Annotated in this window: 21 protein-coding genes; 2 read left to right on the top strand and 19 right to left on the bottom strand. The window is 60.5% G+C overall.

Going from position 1 to position 22,226, the window contains the following annotated elements:
• Window positions 1–1,195: 1,195 nt before the first annotated feature.
• The 5 genes from EXR36_10080 to EXR36_10060 form a co-directional block, all read right to left on the bottom strand.
• Entirely contained in the window at window positions 1,196–2,509 is a 1,314-nt protein-coding gene (locus EXR36_10080) for a TRAP transporter large permease subunit (GenBank protein MSQ59966.1), read from the bottom strand.
• Window positions 2,506–3,000, bottom strand: coding sequence for a TRAP transporter small permease (locus EXR36_10075; GenBank protein ID MSQ59965.1), 495 nt, complete (start codon window positions 2,998–3,000; stop codon window positions 2,506–2,508). Before EXR36_10075 ends, EXR36_10080 begins: the two co-directional genes overlap by 4 nt.
• A gap of 110 nt (window positions 3,001–3,110) precedes the next feature.
• Window positions 3,111–4,139, bottom strand: a complete 1,029-nt coding sequence (locus EXR36_10070; protein ID MSQ59964.1) for a TRAP transporter substrate-binding protein — start codon at window positions 4,137–4,139, stop codon at window positions 3,111–3,113.
• Between the two features lie 14 nt (window positions 4,140–4,153).
• Entirely contained in the window at window positions 4,154–5,014 is an 861-nt protein-coding gene (locus tag EXR36_10065) for a phytanoyl-CoA dioxygenase (protein MSQ59963.1), read from the bottom strand.
• 57 nt (window positions 5,015–5,071) lie between these two features.
• Complete coding sequence (locus EXR36_10060) at window positions 5,072–5,482, bottom strand: hypothetical protein (protein MSQ59962.1); 411 nt, start codon at window positions 5,480–5,482, stop codon at window positions 5,072–5,074.
• Window positions 5,483–5,962: 480 nt separating this feature from the next.
• On the opposite strand from EXR36_10060, the gene EXR36_10055 reads away from it, so the two are divergent.
• Window positions 5,963–6,622, top strand: coding sequence for a hypothetical protein (locus tag EXR36_10055; protein ID MSQ59961.1), 660 nt, complete (start codon window positions 5,963–5,965; stop codon window positions 6,620–6,622).
• A gap of 254 nt (window positions 6,623–6,876) precedes the next feature.
• Window positions 6,877–7,926, top strand: coding sequence for a cyclase family protein (locus EXR36_10050; GenBank protein MSQ59960.1), 1,050 nt, complete (start codon window positions 6,877–6,879; stop codon window positions 7,924–7,926).
• Between the two features lie 139 nt (window positions 7,927–8,065).
• Here EXR36_10050 and EXR36_10045 read toward each other — a convergent pair whose 3' ends face one another.
• The 14 genes from EXR36_10045 to EXR36_09980 all read right to left on the bottom strand — a co-directional run bounded on the left by EXR36_10045 (window position 8,066) and on the right by EXR36_09980 (window position 22,077).
• The gene (locus EXR36_10045; protein MSQ59959.1) at window positions 8,066–8,857 is read right to left on the bottom strand and encodes a hydratase; all 792 of its coding nucleotides are present in this window, start codon (window positions 8,855–8,857) and stop codon (window positions 8,066–8,068) included.
• 1 nt (window position 8,858) lies between these two features.
• On the bottom strand, window positions 8,859–10,307 hold the full coding sequence (locus EXR36_10040) for a hypothetical protein (GenBank protein MSQ59958.1): 1,449 nt from the start codon (window positions 10,305–10,307) through the stop codon (window positions 8,859–8,861).
• Window positions 10,307–11,125, bottom strand: coding sequence for a hypothetical protein (locus tag EXR36_10035; protein MSQ59957.1), 819 nt, complete (start codon window positions 11,123–11,125; stop codon window positions 10,307–10,309). The genes EXR36_10040 and EXR36_10035 overlap by 1 nt, the downstream gene beginning before the upstream one ends.
• 53 nt (window positions 11,126–11,178) lie before the next feature.
• Window positions 11,179–11,967: a hypothetical protein gene (locus EXR36_10030; protein ID MSQ59956.1), complete on the bottom strand. Its 789-nt coding sequence runs from the start codon at window positions 11,965–11,967 to the stop codon at window positions 11,179–11,181.
• Between the two features lie 38 nt (window positions 11,968–12,005).
• Window positions 12,006–13,034 carry a hydroxyacid dehydrogenase gene (locus EXR36_10025; protein ID MSQ59955.1) on the bottom strand — a complete coding sequence of 343 codons (1,029 nt, stop codon included), beginning with the start codon at window positions 13,032–13,034 and terminating at the stop codon, window positions 12,006–12,008.
• 155 nt (window positions 13,035–13,189) lie between these two features.
• Complete coding sequence (locus EXR36_10020; GenBank protein ID MSQ59954.1) at window positions 13,190–13,945, bottom strand: SDR family oxidoreductase; 756 nt, start codon at window positions 13,943–13,945, stop codon at window positions 13,190–13,192.
• A gap of 192 nt (window positions 13,946–14,137) precedes the next feature.
• Window positions 14,138–14,521, bottom strand: a complete 384-nt coding sequence (locus tag EXR36_10015; GenBank protein MSQ59953.1) for a DUF3999 family protein — start codon at window positions 14,519–14,521, stop codon at window positions 14,138–14,140.
• 6 nt (window positions 14,522–14,527) lie between these two features.
• Entirely contained in the window at window positions 14,528–15,472 is a 945-nt protein-coding gene (locus EXR36_10010; protein MSQ59952.1) for a DUF3999 family protein, read from the bottom strand.
• Window positions 15,469–16,821, bottom strand: a complete 1,353-nt coding sequence (locus EXR36_10005; GenBank protein MSQ59951.1) for a DUF2339 domain-containing protein — start codon at window positions 16,819–16,821, stop codon at window positions 15,469–15,471. The genes EXR36_10010 and EXR36_10005 overlap by 4 nt, the downstream gene beginning before the upstream one ends.
• Window positions 16,716–17,990, bottom strand: coding sequence for a DUF2339 domain-containing protein (locus EXR36_10000; GenBank protein MSQ59950.1), 1,275 nt, complete (start codon window positions 17,988–17,990; stop codon window positions 16,716–16,718). Before EXR36_10000 ends, EXR36_10005 begins: the two co-directional genes overlap by 106 nt.
• Window positions 17,991–18,310: 320 nt before the next feature.
• Window positions 18,311–19,756, bottom strand: coding sequence for a sel1 repeat family protein (locus tag EXR36_09995; GenBank protein ID MSQ59949.1), 1,446 nt, complete (start codon window positions 19,754–19,756; stop codon window positions 18,311–18,313).
• 69 nt (window positions 19,757–19,825) lie between these two features.
• The gene (locus tag EXR36_09990) at window positions 19,826–20,653 is read right to left on the bottom strand and encodes a hydroxypyruvate isomerase family protein (protein ID MSQ59948.1); all 828 of its coding nucleotides are present in this window, start codon (window positions 20,651–20,653) and stop codon (window positions 19,826–19,828) included.
• A gap of 150 nt (window positions 20,654–20,803) precedes the next feature.
• Window positions 20,804–21,310, bottom strand: coding sequence for a DUF1643 domain-containing protein (locus EXR36_09985; GenBank protein ID MSQ59947.1), 507 nt, complete (start codon window positions 21,308–21,310; stop codon window positions 20,804–20,806).
• A 17-nt stretch (window positions 21,311–21,327) separates the two neighbouring features.
• Complete coding sequence (locus tag EXR36_09980) at window positions 21,328–22,077, bottom strand: glucose 1-dehydrogenase (protein ID MSQ59946.1); 750 nt, start codon at window positions 22,075–22,077, stop codon at window positions 21,328–21,330.
• Window positions 22,078–22,226 lie beyond the last annotated feature (149 nt).

The raw sequence follows: 22,226 nt of genomic DNA, 5'->3' as shown, positions 1-22,226 counted from the left end.
ATTTTGACGACGAAGGGAAATTTTTGTGTTTAAGGTGGTATTGCCCTAAACCCGATCCTATTCCTTATGCGTGTACATCCAGTTGGAATCCGAGCGCGAATTTCCGTCGCGCCGATGACTGGGCACCTGCAGCTACAGATCCAAATAATGCGCCACGTGGGTGCACTTGCGATATTCCAGCGTACCGTCTTCAGATGAGGCCGAGTGTTAAGGATCCGGTCGATTTCCTTCTCGACCTTGGTGGAAAAAAGGGTTCGAAAATCTTGTTTCGTGAATGACTTCTTCCCGATTCCGAATTCTGCTAGTTATCTACTCTGCAATAGGCGTCTTAATGGCAACTACTGTGGCTTTATCAGATCGCTCGCTGATGTCTTTGTGCCAAAGACATTGTTGGTTTAATTCCTTGTTATTTGCTTTATTCGGTGAGCGAATAGGCAAGCTAGCATTGGCGGTAACCTGGATTGCAGCGGCAGCCTTCGTTTTGATGATTGGGGTTGGACTTTGGAGGCGATCTAAGTAGGTAAGGGAGGAAAAGGGAGGGAGGAAAAGGGGACGCTTCCCTTTAGCTAGCGAACCCGCATCAAGGATGCAGGGGTGCATAACTGCAGATGTCGATCACAATCGAGTAGCACCGATGACACGGACAGAAACGAAATGACGAGAACCGAATATTTACGAGCAGCGATGGATACGTGGCTGATTCCAAGGGACCGGCCTCCGATGCTTCACGGAACGCTGACTAGGCTGTCCCCGGCCTCGAATCCATGCAACACGACGATGTACAGCCGGAAAAGGGGACGCTTCCCTTTAGCTAGCGAACCTGCTCGGAGGTGCAGAGGTGCATATGTCGAAAGCACTCAAGTAGCACAGATGACACGATCATCGCCACGCGCTGCATCGACGACGGTCTGACGCTGCTTCATGCCGACCGCGACTTTCACCCCTTCGCAGCGCACCTTGGATTGAAGGAGGCGTATTCGGAAATCTAATCGGTTTGGTGAGAGGGATGCCACTTCGATGCATTTGATTTTGGTTTCAGCATAACGTGCCATGCACATTAGCTTCCACTGAAACTGCGTTTTCTTCGTGTACCGTCGTGTCGTGGTGGCAAGCTTTTTCTAGGGTGAATCCCATCACGGAACAGGTTTTCCCTGTGGCTCCGTGCCTCTGTGGTGAAATCGCTTTTTTCATGAGTCTAGTCATTGCGCGACGGCAACCACAACGCCGTCTGCGGCACGAACACCACGAGCGTGAGTATCACGATCTGCAATAGCATGAAGGGCCATAGCGCGCTGAAGATCTCGTCCAGGGTCATGTCCTTGGGCGCCACGCCTTTCAAGTAAAAAGCGGCGGGGCCGAAGGGTGGCGAGAGGTAGGAGATTTGCATGTTGAGGCAGAAGAGCACGCCGAACCAAATGGGATCATAGCCCAGCGATTTGATGATGGGCACGAAGATGGGCATGGTCAGCAAACATATTCCCACCCAATCCATGATGCAACCCAGAAACAACAATATGCCCATCATGATGAGGACGATAACCACCGGCGCCACATCCAGGCCGGTAATCAGGCCATGGATGAATGCCGGGCCGCCAGCCAAGTTGTAGACGCCGATCATGGCCGTGGCGCCGAAGGAGAGCCATAGCAACATGCCGCAAGTCGCCATGGTCTGCTTGGCGGATTCGCTCACCATCTTCCATGTGAATTCACGGCGCAACGCGGCAGCCACGGCGGTTCCCACCACGCCCATGGCGGCCGCCTCGGTCACCGAGGCGATGCCCAGGTAAATCGTGCCCAATACTGAAAGAATCACCAGGATGGGTAAAGCCAATCCGCTCATCAATTTGAGTTTGCGCGCGAAACTCATGTCGCGCTCGTCTAATGGCGCGGGCGGGCCCAGTTTGGGATCGATCTGGCAGCGGATAAAAATGTAGAGCATGTAGGTGCCGGAGAGAATGAGTCCCGGCACGAGGTTGGCGGTGAAGAGATCCCCGATGGGCACGTTCACCGTGAGCCCATAGATCACCAGAACGATCGACGGTGGAATCATGGTACCCAGGGATCCCCCGGCGCAGATGGTGCCGATGGCGAGCTTGCGGTCGTAGCCCAAGCGCAGCATCTGCGGCAATGCGATGAGCCCCAGCAACACGATCTCGCCGCCGATGATGCCGGTCATGGCACCCATCAAGGTGGCCGCGACCATGGTTTGAATGGCCAATCCGCCAGGTAGCCCTCCCGCCCACACGCGCATGGCGTTGAACAATTCCTTCGCGACACCGGAACGTTCCATGAGCGAGGCCATCATGATGAACATGGGCACGGACACCAGTACATACTCTCCCATGAAGGAAAATATTCGGCTGGCGATGAGTTGCAGGCTGTCCACGCCGAAGAGGGAGAGGGCCGCCACCACCGCGATCAATCCCGTGGAAAACGCCAGCGGCACGCCCAGCGCCAGCAGCAAGACCAAGCCGCCGAACATGAAAATGGTGATCCACTCGATGCTCATGACCGGCTCCGGGCGGAGCGCACGTCCTTGATGAGGTGAATGAGAGTCTGAAGGAGCAAGAGTGCGCAGCACAACGCGAATACGGATTTGATGACCGCGGGGATGGGTAAATTGAGCGCGGTGCCCGAGGTCTCTCCCTCGCTCACGGAGCTCACCGCCTGATTGCCCGCCGCGTGGGCCAAGAACACCAGAAACAAAATGCTCAGTACTGAGTGCATCACGCGCATCCATCGTTGCGCTCGCACGCTCATGCGCTCCAGAAAAAACGTGATGGAAATGTGCTGGCGTGTGTCGTGAACGTGGGGCCCTCCGATGGCGAAGGCAGCACCCGCCAGCGCGATGCTGATCTCGTGTACCCAGATGGTGGGCGCCCCGAAGGCGTAACGCATCACCACTTCGTAGGCGGAGATCAAAACGATGACCACGAACACCAGGCTGGTGGCATCTCCCAGCTTGCTAGTGGCGCGGCTTAGTATGGATTGGTTGTTCATTTTCTTTCCCGAGAACTGCGGCCGGTTTCCCAGTGCCCCCACCCTCCCCCCACCCTAGCCCCTCCCGTGAACGGGGGAGGGAACATTAATGCGCGGGACGCGGCGAAGTGCTAGCGCACCAGCCCCAGCTTGCGCAGATAGGCCAACTGCGAGTCGTAAATCTTCTTGGCCATTTCGCTGCGCCCCGCGAATTGTGCCCATACGCCCATGGCGATCTCGCGAAATTTGAACCGGTCGGCGGGGAGAAGACTGACCGTTTCCACGCCGAGTTGCGTGGCCTCTTTCGCCACCTTGCCATCGGCTTCGGCGTTGCGGCGAATCATGTCTTGATTGAATTCCTCGGTGGCGGTTTCGACGATTCTCTTGAGGTCGTCCGGCAAGGCGTTCCAGCGTTTCATGTTCACCGCCACGTCGCTCATGGGCATGGAATGAAATCCTGGATAACTCGGATATTTTGCGAGCTTGTGATAACCCAGATCCTGGTTCATGGAGAGCGTGCCCCAATCGCTGGCGTCCACCACGCCGCGTTCGAGCGCCGTATAGACCTCGCTGCCCGGCAGGTTCACAGGGGCGGCACCCAGAATGCGCCAGATGTCCTGGCCCATCCCCGTGGGGGCGCGCAGTTTCAATCCCTTGAAGTCCGCCAGGGTGCGTAGTGGCTTCTTGGAAACCAGAGATTCCATGCCGTACCATGCCCCGCCGACAAAGTGCGCGTTGTACTTCTTGTAGAGCGCGCGCACCAACTCCAGGCCGCCGCCCTTGTGCAACCAATCCATGGATTGTTGCGGTGTCTCCCATCCGCCTTGCAAATCTCCCAGCAAGGCGAAGGCGGCGTCCTTGCCGGTAGCATAGCCAGGGCTGGCGTTCTGGATGTCGAGTACGCCTGCGCTCAACGCATCCAGGCTCTCTTGCGGTTGCACGATGGCCCCGCCGGAGTGCACCTCGATCACCAACCGCCCGCCGCTCTTTTGCTTGACCTTCTCGGCGAACTCCTCGTTGATCTTCTGCGGCAGCGACCCCGCAGGCCACAGCGTCATCATTTTCCATTTGATGGGCTGCTGCGCCAAGGCGCAAGCCGAGGCCAGACTCATGCACAACGCGATGGCCAGGGCACCCGTGGTTCCGCGTTCTCCTCTCATGTTGTTCTTCCTGGCTAACTGAGCTTGGGCGCCTTACCGGTGCCGCGATACAAAATCTGGTTGGTCTCTTCCACCACGCGCCGGTGATAGGCCACGGCGTCCGGATCCATATCCGCCTTGGGCCGCTGTTCGTATTCGAAGTGGTGGTACGTATCCACACCACGCACCAGAATGGCGGTATCGCGAGGCCCCGCAGTCTGCTTGACGTAGGTGGGTACATAGCGGATGGCCAAGCCGATACGCCGCCCGTCGGAATTATTGGGTTCCGAGCCGTGCACGATGCGCACGTGATGCAGGGAAAATTCGCCATGTTCGAGAATGAAATCCACCGCCTCGCGTTCATTGACTTCGACCTGGATTTCCTGCCCGCGCGTGAGCAAATTGTTTTGGGTGAAGGTATCTTTATGCGGGAGCTGGTCCTTCAGGTGCGATCCGGGAATGGCGCGCATGCATCCATTGGCCACATTGCTCGGCGTGAACGCCACCCATGCCGTGACGATGTCAGGATGGCTCAAGCCCCAGTAGGTGGAATCCTGGTGCCAGGATACGAACCCGGGATCATGCGCTTCCTTGTTGAAGAAGTTGCTGCTCCACGCCAGCAAGTTAGGTCCGAGAATATCTTCCACCGCGTCGAGAATTTTCGGGTGATGCACCAGAGCATCGGCCCAGGTGAATAGCAGATGCGGTTTGGTGCGCATGCTGCCGCCCAAGGGTTTGCCTTGCGAGCGCTCGAAGGCCTCCAACTTGCCTAGAGTCTCCCGCGCTTCCGCGGTGCCCAAGACCCGCAGGGGAAAGTGATAGCCGTTGCGGTGATAGGCGTCCGCTTGGGACTGCGAGAGGACTTTGTATGCTCGCTGTGCCGAGGCTACTTTCATGGTGATTCCTTTCTTCCCAAAATTATCCGGGGGCGCTTGGCCGCCCCCGGATGAGTGCTATGGCAACTGGTAACCCTTCTTTCCCACCTTGATGCGGTACAGACTCTTGCCCGAGGTGACGTAGAGCACATTGGCGAGCGCACCCCGTCCGAAGGCCACGTTCGTCGGCATCTCCTTGCCCGAATTGGGATCGTAACGCCAGATGTGGCCGGCCATCGGCGACTTGCCGCTGGGATCCTTGCAGAACTTGGTGAAGGTGATGTCGCTCCAGTACACCATGTTGTCCGGCCCCACCGCGGGGCCTTCGGCGAAGCAATCGCCGTCGAACAATTTCTCCAGCTTGGCACCGGCGGGAATGATGCCCGGATCGCCCGTGGGCGCGGGGAAATCGGATTGGGCCAGAGCGTAGGTGCCATGGGCTAGAACAAGTGCGATGGCGAATTTGCTCAAACGAGATGCGGATACCATGGTTTCCTCCAATGGATGGTTCGGATAACTGCTTATTACAGCTTTGTATCGACCACGGGCGTACCCAAGCGTGGCGCTGTGCGCCCAAATGAAAGCCCGACCCCTACAACCGGTACGCAAGGCGATAGTAGTCTTCCCTCTCCGGGGGCGTCAATTGCCACGGCGGCCCAATTGGGTATGATGAGCGCCCCGAGGCGCACGCTTTCATTATCCGAGGTAAAACAAAATGCCGTCCACGTCACAAACCTTGAGAGCGCCGCGGCGCCGCTCCCTTCGCGACATTGGCGGAAAAGTTCTTACGTTTCTAGTGATCCTCGCGTTGCTCGCCTTGCTGCTGGCCGATGGTGTGCGCTACTTGGGCTCCTTGGTGCCCTTTGGCCTGGAACGGCGCATGGCATTGCCCTACGCGGTGGAATTACCCAAACCCGGCAAGGTATCCGAGTCCCTGAACGCCCTCGCCGAGAAAATCGCGATCGAACAATGCCTCCCTCACGAAATTCCCGTGCAAGTCCGCCTTATCAACCAGAAGGGCATTCAGGCTTTTGCCCCCTGGGCGGCCATGTCATCGTCTACGAGGGCCTGCTGAAGGAAATAAAAAGCGAGGAAGAATTAGCGGCGGTACTCGCCCATGAAGTTGCGCACCTCAAACACCGGCACCCCACGGAGGCGCTGGGCCGGCGGGTCAATCTTGCCCTGCTGCTTACGATGATCTCGCAAGATCTGGCCGAGGGAATAGCGCGGCCCTCCTTTGGAGACGGGCTCATGACCGCGCCGCGTTACACCCAGGATCACGAGCAGGCCGCGCTCATTACCGTGAGCAGCACGTTGGGGGCGATGTACGGGCATCTGGGCGGGATGGCCGATTTGACCGCGACGCTGCAACGCTTGGCCGCCGCCTCGCCAAGTGCCCCTCCAGCCATGATATCCACTCACCCCGGCATTGAACGCGGCGGCGGCAATCTTCAGCAGTTGGCTCAGGAAGGAAACTGGAAACTGGACGACCCCGGCAAGCTCAGACGGACATTGCCGGATTGGCTGGGAGTGGCGCCCGCCAGTGCTCCGGCCGCGGCACCTGAGGTTGCACCAGTCGTCGTGCCTCCTGCTACCCCGGCGCCGGAGCCAAACGCGGCCCCCAGGTAAGGCCCCATCTCTTAAGCGGCCTTCACCTCGAAGCGGCCCACAGCCGTCTGGTTTTCGTACCCCAGCGGTGGCCCGCCCCGGCGGCGCCAGAGAGAACTTGCACATGCACGTGGAGTATGCCAATGTTCGCCAGTTTACCGCTGGGGAGGAGACCCATGGGGTAAACAACCATTCACGTGAATCAATAACAGTATATGGAGATCGCTATGAAGTTATCGGTAATCACAGGCGCCGTCGCAGGTGCTCTGGTGGCAATGAGCGCGGGAGTTGGCGCGCAATCCCTTTCAGGCGCGGTTGACGATGCTGCTCTTTCCTGGGCACCCTCCCAGTGGGGCGCGGACGACAAGGCAGGCAGCGCGAACCACACCAAGAACTCGGCCAACATCAAACGCGCGTTGGGCACCATCAAGCAGTACAAGGCCATCACCATCGGCAAGTATTACCACCGCGAGGCCCCCGCCTTTGGGGCGCGCGGCTGGCAGATGACCATCCCTGGTACCCCCACCGGGGGACCGTTCGGCAAGAACGCTCTGACCTATCATGACGAGTTGGTCACCACCGAAATCGGCCAGATCCAGACCCAGTTCGACGGTCCAGGCCACATCGGTGTCAACACCTCCAAGGGCCCGGTCTTCTACAACGGACGCATCTCGTGGGATTCCTACGAGCGTGGCGCGGGTGGCCGCGTGGTGGGAATGGGCCCCTTGGGCGTCGAGCACGTCGGCGAACTCGGTTTCGTATGCCGGCTCGTCGTGCTAGATGCCGTGGCCTATAAGAAGTCCACCGGCGCCATCTCTTCCAGCGCGGAAATGCTCCCCATTCCGAAGAAGGCCGGCGATCCTGGCATCGTCACCGCCGCCGACATGGAAGGCATGGTAAAGGCGCAAGGCTTGGGCGAAATCGGCGCGGGCGATTGCGTCGCGCTGCATACCGGCCAAGGCAACACTTGGGGCAATGGCCGTTACAAGTCGCTGACCTCCGAGCAACGCGCCGCCGCACGCGCGATATTCGCGCAAGGCGAGCCGGGCTTCGGCATCAGTGCCTGCCAATGGATGGCGTCGAAGAACATCGCGCTGACCATGGGCGACACTTCCGCCAACGACGCGCAGCCGGGCGGCGAGGAAGACGGCTATGCCGTGCCCTGCCACACCCAGATGCAAACCCGCCGCGGTATCTGGAACCTGGAAAACGTGGACACCGAGTCCCTGCTGAAGGCCGGCATCAAGGAAGGCGCGTTCATCTGGGCGCCCTTGAGAATCATCGGTGCCACGGGCTCGCCCGGCAACCCGGTAGTTCTGTACTAGTTAGTAGCTCTTAAAAAAGGGGCGGCGGATTTCTCCGCCGCCCCTTTTTCTTTGTGAGGCGTGAGGCGTTGCCCCCATCCCAACCTTCCCCCGCAAGCGGGGGAAGGAGTTTTCCCCCTCCCACCTCCCTCCCAGCGCCTCACCCAAACTCCGCCTCCACGGATCCCAAGCCGTCCACCTCCATCACCACATGATCTCCACGATTTACCCATTTCGTTTCGACCAGGCTACCGGTGAACACGAACTGGCCCTTGCGCAGAAACTGCCCGCGCCGCGCCAGGGATTTGGCAAGCCATGCGAGGGCTTCCAGGGGATGGCCCATGACATCGGAGCCACGGCCCTTACCCACTTCGCGGTCGTTGATTCGCGTTGTGCCGCCAAGCGCACTTAGATCGAGGCTTCGCCAATCGCGGTAGGGCTCGCCGATCACCACCGCCGCATCGAAAAAATCATCCGCGATGAGCGTTGGGGTATCGAGGCTTTTATAGTCCACGTAGCGGTCATCCACCAATTCCATGCCCGCTGAGCAGGCGCCCACGGCCTCCGCCACGCTCTGCCTGTCGTAGGGTGCCGAGGCCGGAGGTAAGTCGGCGTCCATCCACACGACGATCTCGCACTCCACGCCCACGTGCAGAAAATCGCCGTGCGCGAACACCGCCCTGCGATGACGCACGGTTGAAGAAAACACCCCACCCGCGCAGGGATTGGGAATGCGCAAGAAAGCCTGCATCACCGCCGTGGTGCACCCGATCTTGTGCCCGGCAATCGCGCCTTGTCCGCGAGCGGCCAGGGCATCATGTAATTGTTCTTGCACGTCGTAGGCCGCCGCCTCGCTTAGCGGACGTATGGACGGGTCTAGCGCAGGCAAAGGCAGGCGCGCCAACCGATGGCTGGCGATGAATTGCGCTGCTTGCCCTATGGAATCGTTCATGTCACCGGCAACGCTTACCGGGCTTCAATGTGGACAACCACCCCGCGGAGGATCGCGTATTGGGATCCATCACGCGTTTGCTGCTGTAGCAGGTTGGGTTGGGCGGAGCACCCGGCGCGCGGGTAAAAATAGGACCGGATGCGGGAAAATGTTCATCCATGTTCACTGCCCGCGCCTGCACTGTCCCGTCTGTTTGCACCGTGCAAGCGATGCGTTGATGCAGCTGATCTCTTAAATAGACATCCAGGCTATCTTTCGTTGCCTCCACATTCACGATCCTCGCCGTGCGGGCTTGCGCCTTGCGAATGCAAGCGTCGATGAACGGCAGATAGCTCACTACGCCACGCCACCAATTGCCACGTACCGGTATCCATTTTTCGCGTACCGCCACTCTGGGCGCAACGGGCTCCGCCGTAACTGGAGCCTGAGGCCCCACCGCGGCAGGCGGCTGCCCGGCGGATTGCGCGGGCGGTTCCACGCCGGGCTGCACGCCCTCCACCAACTCTCCCATCACCCAGCCTTTCAGATCGCCGTGCGGAAAGGAAATGAAATACCAATTCATCCCTTCTTGCACGATCCCTTGTTCGACGGTGGCGGTGATCCCTGCTTTCACCTTGGTCAGGATATTTCCCGAACTGATACGCGCGCTTTTTCGCAAGGGTACCGTCGCGCCGTCCACGTTGCGCAACCGAATCTGCGTGCCCGCGGGTAGGAGCGGGCCCAACGTATGGCCAAGCGGGCTCTTGGCAGGCGGCGCTTCACGCAGCGCCGCCACCGGCGTGCGCTGGCAACAACCGGCCAGCAGATTTCCGCCGGGCAGGGACACGCGGGCGACCAAGGGAAAACGGGCACGACTTCCATCCAGGGCACAGGCGCTTTCCAACACGAGGGCAACAACCTCCGCGCCGTCCGGCGTCACGGAGCCGCGCCAAGTGTAGGTTTTTTGCTCCGGCACGACGCTGAGCTTGCCGGACAACATTTGCGCGGTACCAGGACCATCCGTATGCAACCGCGCCGAACTGGCGCCCATCTCCATGGCCCAGGAAGCCCCGTCTCCCCGGCACGCAATGAGCGCCGGATCGGGGGCTGGCACAGCGGCGCTCACACGCGGCTCGGCGCTCGCCAACTGGCTCAATCGCGCCCCGTACAAGTCCTTCAAACAGCGCACGGCAGCTGCCGCATCCCCCGCCGTGCGGCATTCCTCGCGGCCGCGCAGCCATCCGCGCTGGTAGCTCACCAGCTCCGCTTGGGCGCCTTCGCCGAGCCGGCTTCTTCTTTCCTCATAGGCGCGCTGTACCCGCACGCGAATTTCGGCGAGTTCATTGTCCGCGCATATCGTCTGCTCCGCCCAGCTTTCGGGCCGGGCACAGTCAAGCGGTACTTCTTGCGCCAGCGCCTGCTGCCCAGCGCACAGGGCCGCCCACAATAAGAAAAACTTGCATGCTCGCATCAGTTCTTGCGCTTTCCGGACAAATGCGTGCTCGCACGCTTCTTCGCGGCGGCGGACTTCAGGGCCACGATCCCCGCTGACAATCCGTTTTGCATGATCGCGGCGTCGATGCCATAGGCAAGCAGGCGAAATCCCATTTGCACGTACTGCTTTGCCCATTTCTCATCCAAGGCCATGAAGCCTGGAATCTTCTTGTGTTTCTTACACGCGGCCACGACGCCGCGGATAGCTTGCCGGTACAACGGATGATCGAACTGCGCGGGGATGCCAAGGAAGTTGGTGAGATCGAATTGTCCCACCCACAGGCAATCCACACCATCGACGGCGGCGATCTTCTGCGCGTTTTGCGCGCCGAGATCCGTTTCGATCTGGCAGATGATGAGAGTGCGTTCGTGCACCTCCTTTATTTTTTGCGCCACGTCTCCGCCTTGGTAATCGTCGTGCGCGCCGCCGAAGACCGCACCGCGCCGGCCCGCGGGAGGATAGCGGCAGCAGTCCACGATGTATTGCGCCTGCTCGGGAGTTTCCACCATGGGCACCATCAGGCCCATGGCCCCCAGGTCGAGCAGGCGCGCGATGTACTGGTAACCCGTTGTGGGCACTCGCACGAATGGCACGATGTCCAACCCGCGGCATAGAGCGAGTTGCGTCTTCATGGTCTCGATGCTCACGCCCGAATGCTCCATGTCGAACAAGATGAACTCGCATCCCGCGTTCTTGCAGATCTGCGGATAACCCGGCGAGAAGAACTCGATGGCGAAGGAGCCGAAGGCATGGCCTCCGCGAAGCACGCGCTGTTTAATGGGGTTGGGTTTCATGGTTCCAGAAATGACATCGTTAATGCAAGGAGCCTAACGCTCCGGAAATTCTCTTACGCTTTTGCCAGGTCATTCAGCGTCTTGAAACTAGACCGCAGCGCACTCTGCAAAAGGTGTACGTCGACGCCGGCGGCGAACATGCGGAACCCCTTGGCCCAATACTCCCGGCTCCATTCGTCCCCGGCGGTCATGGAGGCGAGTACCTTGTTGTGCTTCTTCGCGGCCGCCACCATTTTATCTATGGCCTTCAAGTACCGAGGATGATCGAACTGTGCGGGAATTCCCATGAAATTGGTGAGGTCGAAGTGGCCCAACCACAATATGTCCACGCCCGGCACGGCGGCAATCTTGTCGATGTTCTCGATTCCCGCCGGCGTTTCGATGAGGCAGATGACCAGTGTGCGCTCGTTGGCGATTCTAATTTTCTCGGCAACGCTATTGCTTTCGTAACCGTCGTGGGCGAACCCAAACGCCGCACCGCGCCGGCCCGTGGGCGGATAGCGCGTGCACGACACGAGAAACTCCGCTTGTTCCGCGGTGCCAACCATGGGCGCCATGACACCCATCACGCCGGCATCCATGGCACGCGCGATGTAGGTGTACTCGATGGCCGGCACGCGCGCCATGGGCACGAGATCCAGCCCTTGGCACAACGCGCACTGCGTCTTGATCATGCCGAAGTCCGCGCCGCTATGCTCCATGTCGAGCAACAAGAATTCCGCGCCCGTGGCCTTTACCATCATCGGCAAACCACTCACCATGAACTCCCACCCGAAGGTACCGAACACGGGCTTGCCCGCCAACGCCTTCGTCTTAACCGGATTCGATCGCATTCCCATCATCCCTCCTCCTTTCTCACGCTTCACGTCTCACGTATCACTCACGCATGCCACTGGGTACCCCAGCTCGGGTGCTTGAGGGATTCCATGTTGACGATGTGATTGGGCCGCCGGCCGTTGGCGAGTTCCACCACGGCCTTGAAGGCGTACTCGCCCAGCAAACGCATGCACTCGTCAGTGTGGCACACCGCATGGGGCGCCACTATGACATTGTCCAGCTTGAGCAGCGGATTATCCACGGGGGTGGGCTCTTGCTCGAAGACGTCGATGGCCGCCGCGCGAAAACGCTTGTCCTTCACTGCTTGCACCAGCGCCGCCTCATCCACTACCGGGCCGCGCGCCGTGTTGATGAAGAAGGCCGTGGGCTTCATCATGTTGAACTGGCGCGCGCCGATGAGATGATGGGTCTCCTTGCTCAGCCAGCAGTTCACCGACACCACGTCGGATTCGCGCAGCAGCGTTTCCAGATCCACCATCTTCACGCCCAGATCGTTGACCGCTGACTGTGGCACGTTCGGATCGCAACCTAGGAATTTCATGTCCCAAGGCTTGGCCATGCGAAACACTTCCTTGCCGATGTTGCCTACGCCGATAACGCCCAAGGTCTTGCCGCTCAATCCGTAGCCCAGGAAATCGCCTTTTTCCTTCCAACGTCCCTCGCGCACCAACTGGTCCTTGACCTCCAAGCGGTGGGCCATATACAGCATGAAAGCCATCACGCTGCTGGCCACGGGCCGCCGCACACCATCTGGCGTAATGATGAGCAACACGCCGTTCTCGGAGCAAGCTGGCACATCGATGTTGTCGTAACCCACGCCAAAGCGCGCCACCAGCTTCAAGCGGCGGTTAGCGCCGCTGAGCGTTGCCTTCGTCACACGCGGCGCCATGACACACAGCGCGTCGTAGCGCGCCGCGTGCTCGGCCGTGAACTCCGAAATGTTCTCCGGCAAATACTCCCATTCGATGCGCGGATCGTCCAACACCTTCAACGCATCGCGCCCGTACACCGGCTCGCCGCTAGGGCTCAAAGCGTCACGGGTGATACCGACGCGGAATTTTTCTGATGCCATGATTGACTCCTTGAATGAGCGGGAGGAGGGAGGAGTCCGCTCACCCCAACCCTCTCCCGCACACGGGAGAGGGAGTTACTTTGGTAATCCACCGGCTGCCGGTCTATCTGCTGCCTTAGGTACTCCAACGGTTCTACACCTCCCTCCCCCCTCCCTCACATAGAAACACTAATCGCCCCATCCACCACGAGCACGTGCCCATTCACGTAGGACGCCTCGTCGGAGGCGAGGAAGACGGCCGGGGGGCCGATCTCGTCCAGCGTGCCCCACCGCCCGGCGGGGGTGCGTTTGCAGACCCAGTCGTTGAACTCCTTGTTCTCGATGAGGGCGGTGTTGAGTTCGGTCGCGAAGTAGCCAGGTGCGATGGCGTTAACGGTGATGTGGTGCGGCGCCAATTCCACGGCCAGCTGCCGGGTGAGCGCATGCACGGCCCCTTTGCTAGCGATGTAGGCGGAAATGGTCGGCCGCGCAACGATTGCACTCGCGGACCCTGTCATGATGATGCGCCCGCACTTGCGCGGGAGCATGACCTTCGCCGCTTCCTTGCAAAGCGCCCATACGGCGGTGATGTTAGTGTTCATCACGCGCTCGAAATCCTCGGATTCGAACTCGGCAATGGGCTTGCGGTGCTGAATGCCGGCGTTCGCCACCAGGATGTCGAACCGGCCGTGCTTAGCCGTGGCCGCCTGAATACAGCGCGCACCGGCGGCATGATCGGTCACGTCGAAGGCAGCCGCTTCGGCCTTCTGCCCTTGCGCCTTGAGTTGCGCCACCCGTTCTTCCACTGCCTTGGCGTCGCGCGCGTTGATCATCACATGGGCGCCCGCCTTGGCGAGAGCTTGCGCCATGGCCCATCCCAAACCACGGGATGCGCCCGTGACCAATGCCACCTTTCCCTCTAAGTTGAACATAGGTCCTCCTCTTGTTTCTTATTGTACGGCGCCAAACCCGGAGAGACGCCATGGGCACGCGCCGCGGCTTGCAGTGCCGAACTTGCCATGGCGTATTTTCCTGATCCTTTTCCCTCATCCCCATCCCTTCTCCCATAGGGAGAAGGGAGCGTCGTGCTCCCCACCGGGGCGGGGAGATTCTCGGGCAGGAAGTTAGCGCTTCATGTCCTTCGTCAATGACCACGCCATCCACGCCAGCAACCCGGCACCGGCAATGAGCGCGGCCCACATGGACGCTTTCTTGAAGTTCACCGGTGCCCGTTGAGCAGAGGGCCCCGCGATCGCTTGCTGCCCCTGTAACAAAGCGCTGGCAATGCGCGGCGCGCTACCGGTGCCGAAACCTGGAACGACGCTCCGGATTTGGAGGGCCGAGTCTTGCGCCGTTGCGCTGCCGTACACGAGCCGGAAGGGCGCCTCGCCCTGGGCAACGAACACCACGGTCTCGGCCACCCATCCGGCACGCAACACCAGAGGTTCCGGGATGGCGCTGGATTGGTTCAGGCGAATTTTCCAGTACCGGTGCCTCGATACCGGAATGGCGAGTTAGGGGCTGGTGACCGTGAGCGCGCCTTGCTGGATTCGGTAGAAGACGTGGCGTGCCACCGCCGTCCCTGGGTCCGAGGGTTTCTTTCTCGACAACACTTCCGCGGGTAGCACTGCATTGGCACTCTCGATGGAAATCTGTAGGCGGTCCACGGGCATCTGCCCGCCTAGGTCGAAATCCGCTTCGCCCTTGCCAGATGGCACGCCACGGATTTCTTTCCAGCTTCTTTCGAGCGGCACCGTGGTATCGCCGAGCCTTCCGCGCAGGGTATACACCCGCGGAACCAACTCCGCGCCAGGAAAGGTGATGCGCAAGTATTTCGGTTTCGTAGCGCGCAGGCTCACCGTATTGCGCAACAGACTGTGCCCTCCGGTCTCCAGCTTCGCCAGCGCTGCTTTATCGCCCAACACGTTCCAGTGATCGAGGTCGTCGCTGCCCTCGACTCGCACCGCCACAACGGTGTTCTCGCCGCTCGCATCCCAATCGAATTCCAGCGCCGCCAAGGGCGATTCCAGTCCTTTCAAATCGGCCAGATGTCCGCGCAGAATTCGTTTTTGCTCCTTGGTCTTCGCGGTACCGTCGTGCAATTGAACGGTGACGTCCTTGCCTTGCGCCATGACGCTGACCTTCGCGCCCTCCATCGGCACCTGTCCCTGGGAGTACATCGAAAAAAACGGAAGGTTGGCGAGCGCGCCTTGGGAGCTCCCTTCGCGTTGCGGCTCCCGCGCGTGAGGCGCGCTTCGCCCTTTGCTATCGAAGACGCGCACATCGGCTAGCGCCGCGCCCACGGACCCTTCGTAGACGGCGGCGGGAAGCGTGATGCGCGCGAGACCGCTGCCTTGCGCCATCTCAATGGGCATGAAGTACGCAAAATCCTCCGGCACCTCCGCGGCATGAGCCATGGCGGCAGGCCACAGCACCCATAAGTGGCGCAGGAGTTTCACGCGGGTGCGGCAGCCTTCTTCGGCGGAACGGGCGAGAAATAACCCACCACCAGCATTAGCAGACCCACGCCGGTGAAAGATACGATGCGCTCCACGCCGCCGATGTTGGATAGATCCACGAGAAACAGTTTCACGACCACCACGCCCATGAGGCCCGCGCCCGTGATCCAAAGAGCGCGGCGGTGCAGCCGTGTGGCGCAGACCATGGTGCAAAGCGCCAGCACCGTCCAGAAAATCGAGAACGATGCCTGGACCAGCATCGAAGACAGCATCTGCCAGGCATCGAAAGGCACGCCCGCATGATGATGCAGGGTTCGCAACAAAATGCCGTTGGCGCAGAGGAAGGATGCGCTGCCGAGCAACACATGGAACAGGCGGTGCGAACCAGGTTGAAGGATCAAATCCTTGCGCACACAATCCCTGAACCACGACAGCGCGACGGAAAGCGCCCCCAACTGCGCCAAATCCAAGGGGCTCAGCACCGGCACATAGGGCAAGGGCGCCGGGTTCCCATCGTTGGAAGCCGACGAGTAGATGAGCCACAGACCTAGGAATACGATCAACGGCACGGCACCATGGAGAAGATAGGCCTTGCGGTGGGCCTCTACCGGCCATGCCAATCGCAGGCCCTTCGCGGTAAGCATGACGACCAAGGCAGTAGGGACGAGCATCCATGCAATCAATCCCCAAACCGTGGTGGATGCCACCCAGTAATCGAACCAGAATCCCAGTTCCCATGCCCCCACGATGGCCAGGAGCCACAACCCCGCGGCGTGCAGCCACGGGATGAGCCGAATGAATTGCGTCTCGTGCTGCCTGAGCATCCAGAAGTGACTGGCGAACCATGCCGGCCAAGCGAACCAACCCAAATTCGCGGACGGATGGTGACCATGGGAAGGCGCATTCATTAGCAGAACCACGCAGGCGGCTGGAATCAATCCCAGCATGGGAAACTTGGCAAGCTGCCAGCCCCAACGGCGGTGCGCGATGCTGAAGGCAATGCAAGAGCCCATGATAAAGACGAGCATGGCGTGCGAACGCAGCTCCGCCACCACATGCCGGTCAATCTCGCTGATTCCGGCCACTCCCCACCACAACACGCCCCACCAGAATGCGCCCACCATGATGGCATGCTCCCCGCCGCGTAGCGCATCGCGATGCTTGTCCATGATCCAGTTGCTGAACAACCCCGCCATGCTCAAGAACAAGGCCCCTAGGAAGAAACTGTTTACGGCTGGCGTGGCTAGGGGCGCGAGATCGAAGCGTGAGATGAACGCACCAGCCGCGGCCAATTGCAGAAACAGGCCAAAGGCCCTCGCCAGCAATCTTTCCTGGCGGATGCCCACCATAGCAACGCCGCGCCTTCCAAGGCCCACGCCGCGGAAGTCCAGCGTCCGTCCAACGCCATCGGAATGGCGATGGTGGCGAAGACGCTTCCCAACGCGAGAAAAGATTCCACCAAGGCACGCAAAATGTCTCCGCGTTTTGCGTGCAGCCCGCGAGCGAGTATGAGGTAGGCAAAACCCACGCACAGGGCACTGATGGCCGCGCCGTATTCGTACGCCGTGACAAGCCTTGTCTGCATCCCGAAGGCCACGATGGGAAGCCCGAAGACCAGCGTGCTGTCCAGATAATGCTTGAGCCGGGGCGCTTGCCTCAGGGCGAACAATACGGACACGCCCAAGTACATCGAAAAGAAAATGATGAGGAAGGGCTGGGTCGTGGCGAAGAATTCCGGGCGGTAATACTTCGCGCCCCACGCGAGACCAATGCCGAAGGTGAACAAGAAGCCCGTCAAATTGAGCGGCCGCCACGCCTTGAACCACGCAACGCCCAGAATGCCCGCATTGAGGAGAGCGTAATAGCCGAACAACATGACGTGGCTGCCTTCTCCCGTGGAAGCGAGAACGGGCGCGAGAAAGCCGCCGCTTGCCCAGAGAATCGCCAGGGCCTGCGCGTTTTGCAACACCGCCAATACCGCTGACAGTATCGCGATACACAGCAATAATCCGAACGCGAACTTGGGCGGCAGCAATTGGTAGAGCCGCAACGCCGCGAAGATGGTGAGGTAGAGCACACCCACGCCGCCGCCCTGCAATGCCCAAGCGTAGCCTTCCCGCCGCAGCCGCAACCGCCAGCCGAGCACCAACAACGCAACACCGCCCAATGCCACGCCCGTGATGCGCAACTCAGGCGGCACATGCGCGTGCTCGTAAGCGTACTTGAGCAGAAACGCGAGGCCAAAGAACAAAACGACAATACCGGCGCGCACGACGGTGTTCCCGCCCATAAACCAATTCTTGGTGGCGGTAAGAAGGTTGTCGAAGGCCGTGGTAGGCGCGGGAGGCGTGAGGGGACGCGACGGGGGGGATGCGACAGACCCATGGGCGACAGGCCTCTGGTCCACCGGCCGCGGCATGCCGGTGGGTTGGGCTTCCGCCCGCACTTCTGGAGACGGCGGCGGATCAGCCGCGAGTTCGGGTTCGGGGCCGGATTCGGGAGGAGTGGATTCAGGCATTGGCGCGAATCGCGCCGCGGCTTCCAGCCGTGCTATGCGTTCCAGGCTTCGCTGGAGCAGTTCGTTCAGATGCTGCGTTCTGCGTTAGAGTTGCTCGATGCGCTCTGGGGAGACGCCCCCACGCCGAGTCCACAAGAAACCTAGAATCGCGCCGCCAATTCCTCCGGCAAGAATCCCAAATTCTTGGCCAAGGATTGCGCCGAATATAGCACCCGCGATGAAGCCTAGTACGATAGCCATCGCCTTGCCCTTGTCCTAGCCTTCCCCGGCTGGCGGGGGAAGGAACGCGGGCATTCGCTCGTGGTGGGGCAGTGTCTTCGTCAGTTCTTCGGCTTCCAGTTACGCGCGAGTTCCTGGGCTTTGATCACTTCGTCGGGTTTCATCTTGCTGGCTATGTAGTCGCGCTGTTTTTCCACGTTGCCACGCTCCTCGCCATTCAATTGCGCGGTGGCGATGTTGGACCACATATGGGCCTTGATGAGATCTTGTGGCACGCCCTTGCCCTCGAACAACAACCAGCCCAGGTGATATTGCGAACGCTGGTCGCCGCGCTCAGCCGCCAGCATGTACCACTTTTGCGCTTCCGCCCCGTTGGCGGTCACGCCCTTGCCATTGTCGTACATCCATCCCAGCAGATACTGCGCGCCCATGCTTCCGCCTTCAGCCGGTTTCTGGTACCACTTCGCGGCTTGTGCGTAATCTTGCGCCACGCCCTGGCCTGAGAAGTACAAGCGCGCGAGACTTTCTTGCGCGCCCACGATGCCGTGCTCGGCCGCCTTCTGGTACCACTTGGCGGCCTCGGCGAGATCTTGCGTGAGGCCCTTGCCATCCTCCAATAGAAAACCCAGCATGTATTGGCTGTTGGGGTCGCCTTGTTCGGCGGATTTCTTGAACCACTTCGCCGCCTCGCCGGGATTCGCCTCGGTGCCGGCACCTTGGTAGTAGGCCCAGCCAAGCAAGGAATTGACGGAGGCCTCTTCCTTCTCCGCCGCCTTGAGATACCACTTCAGCGCCGCCGCATCGTCCTTGGTAACGCCACGGCCTTGCGAATACAGATACCCAAGGCCGCTCATGGCCCGCGCATCGCCTTGTTCCGCCGCCTTCTGGTACCACTTGGCGGCCTCGGCGTAATCCTGCGGCACGCCGTGGCCGTAGTCGTAGAGGTATCCCATGAGGTATTGCGGAAAGGCGCGTCCTTGCTCCGCCGGGGCCTTCAGCCACTTGGCGGCGCCCGCGTAATCTTGCGGCACGCCCTGGGAGAAGAACAACATGCGGCCCAAGCTTTCCTGCGCGTCGGCGTTACCGCCTTCGGCGGCGCGTTTGTAGAACTCCGCCGCCTTGGGCGCATCCGCGGTTGGCCCCTTGCCCAACTCGTACATATATCCCGCAAGGAAGGCGGCGTAGACCCTGCCGTTGTTGCCGGCGTTGCCGCAATGCTTGGCGGCCTCGAGGTAATCCTGCTGTGTGTTCTGGCCGAAGAAGAGCATGTTGCACAGGGTATCTTGCGCCTCCACATTATTCTGGGCGGCGGCCCTTCGGTACCACTTCAAGGCCTCGGTGAAATCCTGCACGACCCCGCGCCCGCGGTTATAGGCTTCTCCCAGGTAGTACTGCGCCAGCACGTCGCCGCCTTCGGCATCGGGCCGGAAATGTTCCAGCGCCGTGCGATAGTCCTCTGTCTTCCACGCTTCGATGCCCTTTTGTACATCGGCATAAGCGGCGCCGGTGGCGCCCACGACTAAAGCGAGCGTCCAAAAAACTCTCATTACCTTCCTCCGAAACGTTGACTTGAACCGTCCTTGCGCGCAACGATGCGCGGGCAGATGATAAACGAATCAAGCATCCCCGACGCCATAGCGCGACGCCCAGCCAAGACCTGGTAGCGTGCCTTGCGAAGGACGGTACTCGCAACCTACCCAGCCGTCATAACCCAGGGAGTCCAGCAAATCGAACAAATAGGGGTAGTTGATCTCTCCTATGTTGGGCTCATGGCGCCCAGGAACACCGGCGATTTGAACGTGCCTGATCAGATCGAAGTGGGCGCGCAAAGTCTCCGCCAAATGACCCTCTGTCATTTGCATGTGATAGATGTCCAAGTGCAGAAATAAATTGTCGCTACCTACCTCCTCGATGATGCGCCGGGCTTGATGGCTATGGTTGAGAAAATAGCCGTGCATGCCCTGCGTCGTGTAGGACGGGCCGCCTTGCACGATGCCCATCTGCCGGTTGATGGGTTCGATCACGCAGCGCACCCCATGGAGGCGAAAGAAAGCGGCGGCATGGCGCAGGTTGTCAACGTAGGTACGCTCCGCGGCGGCGAGATCCGCGCCTGGCCCAGCCACGCCCGCCATCACGTGCACCAAGTCGCATTCGAGCGCGGCCGCGTATTCCGCGGCGCGCGGTAGGCCTTCACGGAACTCCTGCTCGCGCCCCGGCACGGCGGCAAGCCCGCGATCGCCCTTGTTCCAATCGCCCATGGGTGTGTCGAACAACACCATCTTCAAGTCATGGCTCTTGAGTCTCGCCGCCAAATCCCCGGCGGCGAAATCGTATGGCACCTGGAATTCCACGGCCTTGAACCCGGCTTTCGCGGCCGCTTCGAAACGATCCAGAAAGGGAACCTCCGTGAAGAGGTAGTGCAGGTTGGCGGCGAACTTAGGCATGGCTGCGCGCGGAAATGGACTGGCTTGCAAGCTTGCGTCCGCGCTTGCGAAGCTGCTGGAGCGCCTTCACCACCGGCAGCCCGCTCGACCCGGCTCCGATGACGCATACAGTGGGTAAGCTTGATTTCATGCGGATCGGTACCGCGCCTACTACGCCGCTAGAAACGCCACCGGCGCCAGCCGGCTCGATAGATAAAGCGGATGAGCCGGTTCTCCGCTACCGTTGATGCGCAGCGCCTTGGGCGCTATGTCGTTCTTCCCCAAAAGGCTCATCACGTGAACAGAGCGATTCAGCAAGGCACCATGATTGCCCCATGCTGCCACCACCAAAGCAGCCTCCTTGGCCGCACGCACGATGGCGCGGTCATTTCCCCGGCCCACGGGATCGCTTACCTCGCGCAAAGCCTTTGGGTCCGTGGCTCTCCAAGCAAACACGTTGGTCACGATCAAGGCTCCGAAGCCCCAGCGCTCGGCGTAATCCCTGGCCCGCGCGCAGGTCGGGTCGAGCTTGAACTCATCCGCCGTGCTGGGATTCAACATCAAGAAATTAGCCGCGGGCTTCGCTTCGTCCCAGCGCCGCCAGAGCAGATAGCGCCACCGGCGGCAGGACGAGAATTTAGCGCCAGAGGCCGTCGATGCGATGATACGAGACGCCATATCGAAGTTGCCTATGGCTACATCGCCAGGAACCCGCCATCCACCACGATTTCCGTCCCCGTGATGTAAGACGACTCATCGGAGGCGAGAAACAGCACAGCCGGTGCAATTTCGTCCGAGCGTCCAGCCCGTCTCAGGGGAATACTCTCGATCAGTTTCTCCCGCAGAGCAGGATCCGCGGAAGTCACCGACGTCTTCATGGGCGGCATGATGCCAGGGTGCACGGAATTACAACGAATCCCGTCAGGGCCAAACTGAACGGCGGTGGATTTGGTGAGGATGTGAATGGCCGCTTTCGCCGCGTTGTACCCCATATGTACGAATGGCTGGCCGATTAGCCCGGAGATTGAGGAAACGTTGACGATGGAACCCCCGCCCGCCTTCTTCAGTTCGGGAATGGCCGTCTTCACTCCGAGAAACGTGCCGCGCGCATTCACCGTCATCAGCCGGTCGAAATGCTCGGTACTCAAGCGGTCCGGTAGCGCCCCGCTGATCCCCGCGTTGTTCACGAGAATGTTGAGGCGGCCATGGCGCGCGACAACAGCGCGCATGACCTCCTGCCATTGCTGCTCGTCGGAAATATCCAATCGCCTGAAGGCACAATCCCCGCCTCCCGCCACGATATCCGCCGCCACCTTCTTGCCTTCCGCCTCGAGCACATCGGCGATCACCACTTTTGCCCCCTCTCGGCAAAACAGCCCTGCGATGCACTCGCCCATGCCGTGAGCGGCACCGGTGATGAGGGCCACCTTATCCTTGAGTCTCATGCTGAGCTTCCCTCGGTTTTTAGTCTTCCAACCCATCGGCATTATGCCGCCAGTTCTTGCACATGTTGAGCACTGATCCAGTCTGCAAGGAAGATGCTTGGCGAGGTGTAGCCAAGCGTGGAATGCAGACGCCTGCGGTTATAGAACGG

It is taken from the genome of Betaproteobacteria bacterium (genome assembly GCA_009693245.1).
GTDB lineage: Bacteria > Pseudomonadota > Gammaproteobacteria > Burkholderiales > SHXO01 > SHXO01.
The sequence above is the reverse complement of the archived record's forward strand: the minus strand, read 5'-3'. Positions and strand labels throughout refer to the sequence as shown.

Bases quoted from the DNA above. Each gene is read 5' to 3' on its own strand.
- EXR36_10080 (MSQ59966.1), bottom strand. From the start codon at position 2,509: ATGAGCATCGAGTGGATCACCATTTTCATGTTCGGCGGCTTGGTCTTG.
- EXR36_10075 (MSQ59965.1), bottom strand. From the start codon at position 3,000: ATGAACAACCAATCCATACTAAGCCGCGCCACTAGCAAGCTGGGAGAT.
- EXR36_10070 (MSQ59964.1), bottom strand. From the start codon at position 4,139: ATGAGAGGAGAACGCGGAACCACGGGTGCCCTGGCCATCGCGTTGTGC.
- EXR36_10065 (MSQ59963.1), bottom strand. From the start codon at position 5,014: ATGAAAGTAGCCTCGGCACAGCGAGCATACAAAGTCCTCTCGCAGTCC.
- EXR36_10060 (MSQ59962.1), bottom strand. From the start codon at position 5,482: ATGGTATCCGCATCTCGTTTGAGCAAATTCGCCATCGCACTTGTTCTA.
- EXR36_10055 (MSQ59961.1), top strand. From the start codon at position 5,963: ATGCCTCCCTCACGAAATTCCCGTGCAAGTCCGCCTTATCAACCAGAA.
- EXR36_10050 (MSQ59960.1), top strand. From the start codon at position 6,877: ATGAGCGCGGGAGTTGGCGCGCAATCCCTTTCAGGCGCGGTTGACGAT.
- EXR36_10045 (MSQ59959.1), bottom strand. From the start codon at position 8,857: ATGAACGATTCCATAGGGCAAGCAGCGCAATTCATCGCCAGCCATCGG.
- EXR36_10040 (MSQ59958.1), bottom strand. From the start codon at position 10,307: ATGCGAGCATGCAAGTTTTTCTTATTGTGGGCGGCCCTGTGCGCTGGG.
- EXR36_10035 (MSQ59957.1), bottom strand. From the start codon at position 11,125: ATGAAACCCAACCCCATTAAACAGCGCGTGCTTCGCGGAGGCCATGCC.
- EXR36_10030 (MSQ59956.1), bottom strand. From the start codon at position 11,967: ATGATGGGAATGCGATCGAATCCGGTTAAGACGAAGGCGTTGGCGGGC.
- EXR36_10025 (MSQ59955.1), bottom strand. From the start codon at position 13,034: ATGGCATCAGAAAAATTCCGCGTCGGTATCACCCGTGACGCTTTGAGC.
- EXR36_10020 (MSQ59954.1), bottom strand. From the start codon at position 13,945: ATGTTCAACTTAGAGGGAAAGGTGGCATTGGTCACGGGCGCATCCCGT.
- EXR36_10005 (MSQ59951.1), bottom strand. From the start codon at position 16,821: ATGGTGGGCATCCGCCAGGAAAGATTGCTGGCGAGGGCCTTTGGCCTG.
- EXR36_10000 (MSQ59950.1), bottom strand. From the start codon at position 17,990: ATGCCTGAATCCACTCCTCCCGAATCCGGCCCCGAACCCGAACTCGCG.
- EXR36_09995 (MSQ59949.1), bottom strand. From the start codon at position 19,756: ATGAGAGTTTTTTGGACGCTCGCTTTAGTCGTGGGCGCCACCGGCGCC.
- EXR36_09990 (MSQ59948.1), bottom strand. From the start codon at position 20,653: ATGCCTAAGTTCGCCGCCAACCTGCACTACCTCTTCACGGAGGTTCCC.
- EXR36_09985 (MSQ59947.1), bottom strand. From the start codon at position 21,310: ATGGCGTCTCGTATCATCGCATCGACGGCCTCTGGCGCTAAATTCTCG.
- EXR36_09980 (MSQ59946.1), bottom strand. From the start codon at position 22,077: ATGAGACTCAAGGATAAGGTGGCCCTCATCACCGGTGCCGCTCACGGC.